Below are 8,873 nucleotides of genomic sequence, written 5' to 3'. Positions count from 1 at the left end.
CGCCTACCATATCTTCCACGGCGCGGTGCCGCCCAGCCACAGTTCTTCCAGATGGTTCTTGTCGCGTAGCGTATCCATCGGTTGCCAGAAACCACGATGCTCGAACGCCATGAGTTGGCCGCGCTCGGCAAGCGCCGTCAGCGGTTTCCCTTCCCAACTGGTTTGGTCGTCGTCAATTAGATCGATGCAAGCCGGTGAAAGCACGAAGAACCCGCCGTTGATCAGCCCGCCATCCCCGCGTGGTTTTTCCGAAAAGCCGGTAACACTGGAGCTGTGGAGCTGCAGCGCCCCGTAGCGGCCAGGTGGCTGCACGGCCAGTACCGTCGCCAGTTTGCCGTGGCTGCGGTGGAAGGCGATTTCCGTGGCGATATCGACGTCGGCCAGTCCATCACCGTAGGTAAAACAGAACGCCTCTTCGTCGCGCAGGTAGGGAGCGACACACTTCAGGCGACCGCCGGTAAGGGTCTCCTCACCGGTATCCACCAAAGTCACCTTCCAGGGCTCGGCATAGCGTTCGTGGACTTCCATCCGGTTCGCCGCCATGTCGAAGGTGACGTCCGACATGTGCAGGAAGTAGTTGGCGAAATACTCCTTGATCATGTAGCCCTTATAGCCGCAGCAGATCACGAACTCGTTCACGCCGTGGGCTGAGTAGAGCTTCATGATGTGCCACAGGATCGGCTTGCCGCCGATCTCGATCATGGGCTTGGGTCTCAGGTGCGTTTCTTCGGAGATCCGCGTCCCCAAGCCTCCCGCAAGAATCACCGCCTTCAACAATGCGTCCTCATATCAAACCGAACTACAAATGATAAGGGTCCGGACGTCACCAATAGGGCGTATTGAACGACGTCATGACCGCCTGATTACGTGAGTTTGCTAGTAAATTTGGATGGGATCGTCGCTAAACATAATGCCTGCGTTCAATCATTGAACGCAGGCATCCTAGCCGCCTCAGTCTCCATTGGCAAGTAAGCATCCAGGGTGAGTTGCCCACCACGGGATCAAGACCTTACGGTCTCTTGCCAGGCCTGGAACATCAGCACGTCCCAGAGGTAGTAATGCCAGTTGTGACGTCCGGACAAGTGTTCGGACCACTTGCGGCGGATGGGGGCAGGGTCGAAAAAGCCCTCCTCCCGCAGGCGGCGCTCATCCAGCAGGGTCTCGGCCCAGTCGCGCAGGGGGCCGCGCAGCCAGTGGTCGATGGGCACGCCGAAGCCCATCTTGGGGCGATCGATGAGTTCTTGCGGGACGTAGCGGTACAGCACCTGCCGCAGCAGCCACTTACCTTCCCCCTGGCGGATCTTGAGATCCGGCGGCACGCGCCCGGCGAATTCCACCACACGGTGGTCGAGCAGCGGCACGCGCGCCTCCAGGCTCACCCCCATGCTGGCGCGGTCCACCTTGGTGAGGATGTCGTCCGGCAGGTAGCTCACCAGATCCGTGTACATCATGCGCCCCGCATATTCGGCCAGGTCGGCCCGGCGGGCGGAGTCGGTCAGGGCCGTCAGCGGCTCCCGCGCCCCGAGAACGATATCCGCGGGACTGGTCCAGTGCGAGACGAGCTGCCGATACAGGGCGTCCGGCGAGGGCATGGACAGCACCTCCGCCAGGCGCTGCACTTTGTCGCCAGGCATGCGTGTTCTGAGACGACGCGGCAGCATCGGCATCGCCAGCCCCAGCGCCCTGTCCCAGAAGGCCGGCGGCCCCATGCGCAGCGTGCCGGCCATCGCCATACGCAGCGGCGCGGGCATCCAGCCCAGCTGGCTCCACAGGCGCTGCGCCCAGAAGTAGCGGTTGTAACCGCCAAACAACTCGTCACCGCCGTCCCCGGACAGGCTCACGGTCACGTGGTCGCGGGCCAGCCGGGATACCAGGAAGGTGGGGATCTGGGAGGAGTCCGCGAAGGGTTCGTCGTACAGCCGCGGCAGGTCGGGGATGACGTCCAACGCCTCCTGCGGCGTCACGTAAAGCTCGGTGTGGTCGGTGCCCAGATACCCGGCCACGGCCTTGGCGTGATACGCCTCGTCGTATTCGCCCTCGTGAAAGCCGATGGAGAAGGTCTTTACCGGCCGGTCGGACTGGGCCTGCATAAGGGCGACGACCGTGGAAGAGTCGATGCCGCCGGACAAAAAGGCGCCGAGGGGCACGTCAGCCACCATACGCATGCCTATGGCGTCGCGCAGCAGCTCATCCAGCTGCTGGACGGCCTCGGCCTCACTGCCATCGAAGCGGTCCGCGGCGCCCTGCTCCATCACTTGGCGTGTGGACCAGTAGGTCGTGGTATGGCCGGCCAGGTCCTCCAGCGAACGGGGGGCGGACGCCGCGTCCGCATCGAGCTGCAGAATGGTGCCGGGCATCAGCTTGTGAATGCCCTCGTAGATCGAATACGGCGCCGGGATGTAGTTATGGCGCAACAGCAGGGTCAGGGCATTGCGGTCAACCGGGTTCTGGAACCCAGGATATGCCCGCAGCGCCTTGAGTTCGGAGCCAAACACGAGTGCGCCGGCCGCCCAGCCAAAAAACAGCGGCTTGATGCCCAGCCGGTCTCGCACCAGGCTCAGGCAGCGCTTCTCGCGGTCCCAAAGAGCGAAGGCGAACATGCCGATGAAACGCTTGACGGCCGGCTCCAGGCCCCAGGTCTCGATGGCGGCCAGCATGACCTCGGTGTCTGAATGCCCGCGAAAACGGCAACCCGTCGGTTCCAGCTCACGGCGCAGCTCGGCGAAGTTGTATACCTCGCCGTTGAATACGATCACATAGCGGCCTGAGGCCGATACCATCGGCTGATGGCCTTCGGGGGAAAGATCAAGAATGGAAAGCCGGCGGTGTCCGAGCGCGACGCCGGCATCGAGGTCCTGCCAGCTACCGGTGTCGTCAGGGCCGCGATGGGCAATAGCGCCCGTCATCGCAGACAGAACATCCACCCCGGGCATGCCTCGCTTACACCAGAAACCCGCGATCCCACACATGATTAGAGTTCTAAGATTCCAAGATGATGATCGGCATAAATGAGATGTAAGCGAGGCGCCTCTAAATGCTCATCACCGAGTCAATCAACCATTATCGTCGTGACGATAGACGTACTCATCACAACCGGAGCCGAAAATCCCATGCCTGCGCCCCAGAATATTCCCGGGCCGAACGAAGGATCTGACGCGGGAGAATCCAAGCTTATGCATGAACGAATCGACCTCCCTGGGCGAGATCGACTCGTAAGGCCAACCACCCATCCAGTCGTGTACGTCGTGATAATAATCCATACCCCGCTTGCCGCGGTATTCGCGCACGAACCGTTTGAAATCACGTCCCATGAGCAGCAATCCCAGCCTCACGAAGAATGTGTAAACGGATCTTGCTCTGGACTGCGCCTTAGACGAAGCCCGCGCATACCAGCGTTTCTCAATTTTCCACGACCCGCACATCCAGGTTTTTCTATACAGTGCGAAAATGAAGATGCCGGAATCCGCCACCAGGGATGCCGCCAGCCGCATGGCACGGTCCATGTCGCCGGTGTGGTGCAACACGCCCCAGGAATAAACAACATCGAAGGTTCCCTGGGATGCCGGATCGAGCTCAAAGACACTATGCTGCTCCACCGTGTAGTTACCGCTTGGGAAGCGGTGCTCAAGCACTGCACGGGTTGTCGCTACTGAAGCGGGATCTATATCCACGGCGACCACCTCCGCCGCCCCCAGCTTCAAAGCCGCAAGGCTGTGCAGGCCCGATCCGCAACCGATATCGAGAAACCGCTTTCCATCCAGGCGCTCGCCACCCAATAAACGCGACAGCCCGGCGACAGCCTCATTGATCTCAGTCTCGCCGATTTTTTCCGAGTATGCGGCCCAGTTCTCACCAAATGCGAAATGCGATTCCTGCTTGGTTAAGTCTTCGCTCATTTCAATCCAGGGACAGAGTAATCCGGCTCAACGTTTCCGGCTTACAACAAAAAATATGCAGGGGAAGGATATGGGGGAACCGAATCGGCCCAGAACATATTTAATGATGTTCTTCACAAAGCTCTTTACCCCCCGGCGGCGCCATTCAGGAAACGCCCTCACTTCCATACGCTCGAATCCAAACCCATGGCTTGACAGCAACTCCTTGAGACTATCCACGGAAAAGCTGTGCACATGGCCCCAACGATGGAACTTCAAACCGCATTGCGGGCATATGACTTCACTCGCTTTCAAGTCCTCATTCGCAGGCACCGTACCAATAAACCGCCCGCCGGGCTTGAGAACCCGCCCGACCTCACGCAGCGTGCTTTCCAGAACCTCATCGGAAAGATGTTCCAGAACCTCGGACATGACCACAACATCGAACGTGGCATCGGGAAACGGAATGGCCTGGGAAAAACCGACCTTTGCCCGCTCACCGATTCCAAATTCATTTCTTATGCGATTGATTGATTCTTCACTGGGATCGAGACAGTGGATATTCACATCCTTATCAACAAGAATGCTTTCCAATCCTCCACGCCCGACCCCGATATTCAAGACGTCAGAACTTTTGGATATTTGTTTTGAAATGAATGCGTATCGCGGACGGGCATTAACGAACGCATCATCAGTATCGTCATTATTCTGATAATATTCCCAGATCTTATTTTGCTCCATGCCACCATACCCGCGCTGTCAAATCGGCTGCATCGATAACACCGGAGAAGCCAGCGGCGGCCCTCATCCCGCGTGCCCACCGAGGCATGTCTTCCAGAATATTATGGACTGTTTTTCTCATGTGACCTTTTTTACGACATAGGCGACAGTCGAATAACCCAGCATTCTGCCCAATAACATCCTGACTCTTATGCTCAGCCTGTTCTCGAAGATTCTGTTCCCCGTATAAAAAATTTTCGGACTGAACGTACAGACGACCTCCAACCCAGCCCGCTCAAATCTCCCGATCCACCAGGCCCTTCTGTATAACAGGATTTCGGATAGCGCATTACCTCTTTCCCCATGCCGTATCGGCATCAGGACCTTCCCGGCAAGGCCGAAAGCCGTTTCACCATTGTTTATTGCATCACGAACCGAATGAGCGTGTTCACCTTGATCGCGCCTGCCTGCCAGTTTCAGCATGAACTTAAGCGGCAACAAATAATGCGACAGGTTCGTCCAGAATCTCCAACTTGAAGACGGCATGATATGCAAAGCCAGCCCATCCGTCTTAAGCACACGTTTTGTTTCGATAAGAAACTCATCAAGATCCTTAATATGCTCCAGCACGTTGGACGAGAAAATCACGTCAAAACTACCATCGGGGAAAGGGATATGGGCACCGTCGTAATCCCTGACCGGCCAGAAACGCTCCGCGGCATAGCGGCTTTCCTTTACGTCAATGGCTTCCACATCGTACCCGGCCTCGGACAGCAACCGCGCCTGCCACCCGGAGCCGGCCCCTATTTCCAACAACCTGCCTTCAGGTGGAAATTGAGACATTACCTCCCGGAGTTCATATTTCCTTATATCTTCCAGATACCCCATAGCACGGCTCTGTTCATGAATTGGCGGGTTTTGCGATCTGCGCGCCAGCCTGTGTCCTGTAAGTCCTGGCAACCTGCATCTTCAAATAGGTAACCAGCGGCACCATCACCATCAACAGGGTAAGAATATAGGCCGACAGGGCACCAGGCGAGCCATAGCGGGCGCCAAGCCACCATACCAGAGCGCCGTTAACCAGGCTCGGCACCACCCCCATAAAACCTAGCGCTTCGATCTTGTGAGACCGCCAATACAAGGCGGCACACTGCACCCAGATGGCTCCGATGCCGATAGGTATCAAAAGCAGCTCGACATCAACATCGAGCAGACGGTCGATAAAGGAAAAGTTGAAATACCCCAAAACGGACTGGGTGCCCAAAAAGCCGGCAATAACCACCAAATAGGCAATGAACGATATAACGGTCATACGCCTCCAGACCGTATCCAGTTCATCGAACCTGCGGTCAGCAACCAATGTCCCGAATCTCGGTACTCTGGTCTGAACCCATACCAGCGATATGGATTGTATGACGTTGAATATCTGCCAGGTCATACCAAACCTGCCTGCCTCGACGGCACCGTGGTAGTGGAATATGACCGGGGTGTAGACTGAATACATGAAATAGTTGACGGCGCCCTGGAGAGCAAGCCGCCATTGCATCGGCCACACTTCTTTTTCCCAGTCAATTTCAGGCCCTTTCGGCTTTTTATAAAACGGCCTGAAAAACGCCCTGTTGCGCACCCCAAGAAAATAGAAGGCCACAACAGCCTGTGTCGCCAGCAATCCGGCGACAGACCAGACTCCCGCTCCGGCTATCAACAGACCCCAGAGCGCCGCCTGCGAAACGACCGTCTGCCAGAATTGGAACCGGTGCAATGAAACTATCTGGTTACAGCCTTCATAAATCGCCTGGAAGGGCAAAACCCACAACAACAGCGCCTGGGAAAAGACAGCCGCAACCCACGGAAACACCAGTGGCTCAGACCCATGGTTCTGGGCCATAAACACAGCACCCAGCGGCGCAACCACAAGCACAAACACAACGGCCGCCCCCGCATACCAGGTGGCAAGCTTGCGACCGAAACTGATCAGGCGGGACAGGGCTTCAGCATCGCCAACAATACGCCCCCGCGAATCCAACTCAAGGCGAGACCACTCATGGCTGGTAACGTTCACCACAACCACAAACAAGCCAAGTTCAACAAATGCCTGCAGCGCAACAAGACTCTGGAAGGTGTAGAAATATCCCTGCTCTACCGCACTGAGAAAATGACCGATAAGAAGTATGCTGACCAGGCCGGCGGCCGCCCTGTATCCCCTGGACAACAACGCATAGACGACCGCTGCGTCCAGTCCCATTACGTCAAAAATTCTGGAATATTTCGCCGTCAAAAGGGTTGCCCCATATACCCATGGCGGTAACTGCGGTTGACGAGACCGACCCTCTTAGTCAGCACATATTCCTGTGCGGCCACTTTATATCCCACTGCCAACATTATTGCCGACTCCTAACTATTTTCTCGTACAAGTCGGCGTATCGCTGTGCGATCTCTGATAATGAATATTTCTCTTTCACGTGTCCACGTGTCGCATTGCTGACTTCGAGTCTGCTTGCCGGATCAAGATCCAGATATGCCATTACCGCACGAGCCAACGATTCCGGGTCATTAGGCGGGACTATCCCACCGTATTCTTCCAGCACGCGGGCCGAGTCACCGACGTTGGTGGCTACGCATGGTGTGCCACATGCCATCGCCTCGCCGAGCACATTGGGAAAACCCTCCCCCCAGGCCGACGCTGACACCAGAACATCGAGCCCGGCCATAAATACGGGTGTATCAGCCCGCTCCCCCAGCAAGCTCACTTGTCCGCCAATATTCAGCGACTCGATTATTTCCATGAGTTCTGGATTATGTTCATCCATGCCTCGCCCAATAAGAACAAAGCGGACACCCGGGTGGGTTTTCAAAATCAGGCTAGCAGCGCGCATGAAATTTGCGTGATCCTTCATGGGGTGCCAACGGGCAACCATGCCAACAAGTTGCGCATCGGACTCCAGCCCCAACTCCGTCCTTAATGTAGACCGGGCCTCCGGCGAAGGCTTGAACCGAGACAAATCGAAACCGTTTGGAATGACCAGGCCGTTTCTTGTACTGAATCCATAGGCCTCGTGCTGCACACGCCCAGAGATGGAGTTATAAATAATCGCATCTGCCCATGACGACAAAAAAGCACTTAACCTGATCGCCCAGCGTGCATAGCGTTTTTCCCGGGAAATATCCTCTAAACTTTGCCGGATGTTCCAAACACCGGGCGCGCCCCCGGCATACAAACGGGAAAGCATGGCAACGAAATTTCCATAGTACATCCAACCCTGAAGCAGGTCGGGCGCAAAGTCTCGGACAATACGCGGTAAGCGCTTCAACGCAACCAGGCCTCTTAATCCGGGGCGCATATCAAGCGTGAATACCGGTACGCCGGAGGATGTAATCACATCACCCAGCCTGCCGGGCGGCGACATCGATAGAACAGCGGACGAGATACGCTCGCCGTCAGTTGCCGACAACAACTTGGCCAACATCATCTCTGCGCCGCCGTTATTCAGGCCGGAAATTATGTGCAGCACCCGCACCGGGCGATTCCTGCTATAAGAGGCAGCCACAACCTGGCTCCGTACCGCGTTGCGCCCGTCGGACTATCGACTCGTATAGATCAGGGTACTGATACGACATATTTTGTCAGTTCACTCTGGGGATGAGTTTTCATTGGCATCCCAGGATGACAGTCTCATTCATCTGCCCCCTTGTTCTCTCTCAGGATATCGGCCTCACGACGCAGCTCTTCGATTTCCTGCTCGAGCTGCTCGTATTCCTGCATCTTGCGGCGCAGGAAATTGACGGTCAGCCGTGCCCTGGCTTCGATTCCCTGGGGGGTCAGCAGATAGAGATAGGCGGCCTTGTTCTTGTTGTTACGGAAGTTGCGCGCCTTGATGAGGCCCTTTTCGACCAGGGCGTTCAGGCAGTAATTGACCTTGCCGAGGCTGATACCCAATTCGCGCGCCAACTCACGCTGCGAGGTGCCGGGATCGGCCTCCAGACGTTTGAGAATGCGGTATTGGTGCTCGTCGCTCAGCATGATGCCTGCGTTCAATTGTTGAACGCAGGCATCCTAGCCGGGGGCACGCCCCCTTGGCAAGCGAGGGCTCAGACCTGGTAGAAGTCGCGGTACCAATCGACGAAATTGCCGATGCCGGTCTCCAGCGATGTGGCGGGACGGAAACCGACATCCTCTTCGAGATCGCGGACATCGGCATAGGTGGCGGGCACGTCGCCGGGCTGCATGGGCAGCATGTTTTTTTCGGCCTTCATACCCAGCTTGTCCTCCAGCACCTC

Annotated in this window: 9 protein-coding genes; all 9 read right to left on the bottom strand. The window is 56.9% G+C overall.

The annotated features are described in order from the left end of the window. Window positions 1-3 precede the first annotated feature (3 nt). Entirely contained in the window at window positions 4-774 is a 771-nt protein-coding gene (rfbF, locus tag P8Y64_12170; GenBank protein MEJ2061220.1) for a glucose-1-phosphate cytidylyltransferase, read from the bottom strand. A gap of 227 nt (window positions 775-1,001) precedes the next feature. Then, window positions 1,002-2,969: an asparagine synthase (glutamine-hydrolyzing) gene (asnB, locus tag P8Y64_12165; GenBank protein MEJ2061219.1), complete on the bottom strand. Its 1,968-nt coding sequence runs from the start codon at window positions 2,967-2,969 to the stop codon at window positions 1,002-1,004. An 84-nt stretch (window positions 2,970-3,053) separates the two neighbouring features. Then, window positions 3,054-3,896, bottom strand: coding sequence for a class I SAM-dependent methyltransferase (locus P8Y64_12160; GenBank protein ID MEJ2061218.1), 843 nt, complete (start codon window positions 3,894-3,896; stop codon window positions 3,054-3,056). 27 nt (window positions 3,897-3,923) lie between these two features. Then, window positions 3,924-4,616, bottom strand: a complete 693-nt coding sequence (locus tag P8Y64_12155) for a class I SAM-dependent methyltransferase (GenBank protein ID MEJ2061217.1) — start codon at window positions 4,614-4,616, stop codon at window positions 3,924-3,926. 117 nt (window positions 4,617-4,733) lie between these two features. Further along, entirely contained in the window at window positions 4,734-5,483 is a 750-nt protein-coding gene (locus P8Y64_12150; GenBank protein MEJ2061216.1) for a class I SAM-dependent methyltransferase, read from the bottom strand. 13 nt (window positions 5,484-5,496) lie between these two features. Continuing rightward, window positions 5,497-6,840 (bottom strand): hypothetical protein, encoded by a 1,344-nt coding sequence (locus tag P8Y64_12145; protein MEJ2061215.1) that lies wholly within the window; start codon window positions 6,838-6,840, stop codon window positions 5,497-5,499. A gap of 136 nt (window positions 6,841-6,976) precedes the next feature. Further along, complete coding sequence (locus tag P8Y64_12140) at window positions 6,977-8,113, bottom strand: glycosyltransferase (protein ID MEJ2061214.1); 1,137 nt, start codon at window positions 8,111-8,113, stop codon at window positions 6,977-6,979. A gap of 155 nt (window positions 8,114-8,268) precedes the next feature. Beyond that, window positions 8,269-8,616, bottom strand: a complete 348-nt coding sequence (locus tag P8Y64_12135) for a MarR family EPS-associated transcriptional regulator (GenBank protein ID MEJ2061213.1) — start codon at window positions 8,614-8,616, stop codon at window positions 8,269-8,271. A 68-nt stretch (window positions 8,617-8,684) separates the two neighbouring features. Then, on the bottom strand, window positions 8,685-8,873 hold a 189-nt coding region (locus P8Y64_12130), incomplete at its 5' end, for a capsular biosynthesis protein CpsI (GenBank protein MEJ2061212.1).

Source organism: Gammaproteobacteria bacterium, assembly GCA_037388465.1.
Taxonomy (GTDB): domain Bacteria; phylum Pseudomonadota; class Gammaproteobacteria; order SpSt-1174; family SpSt-1174; genus JARRKE01.
This window is presented reverse-complemented; position numbering and strand designations above follow the sequence as displayed.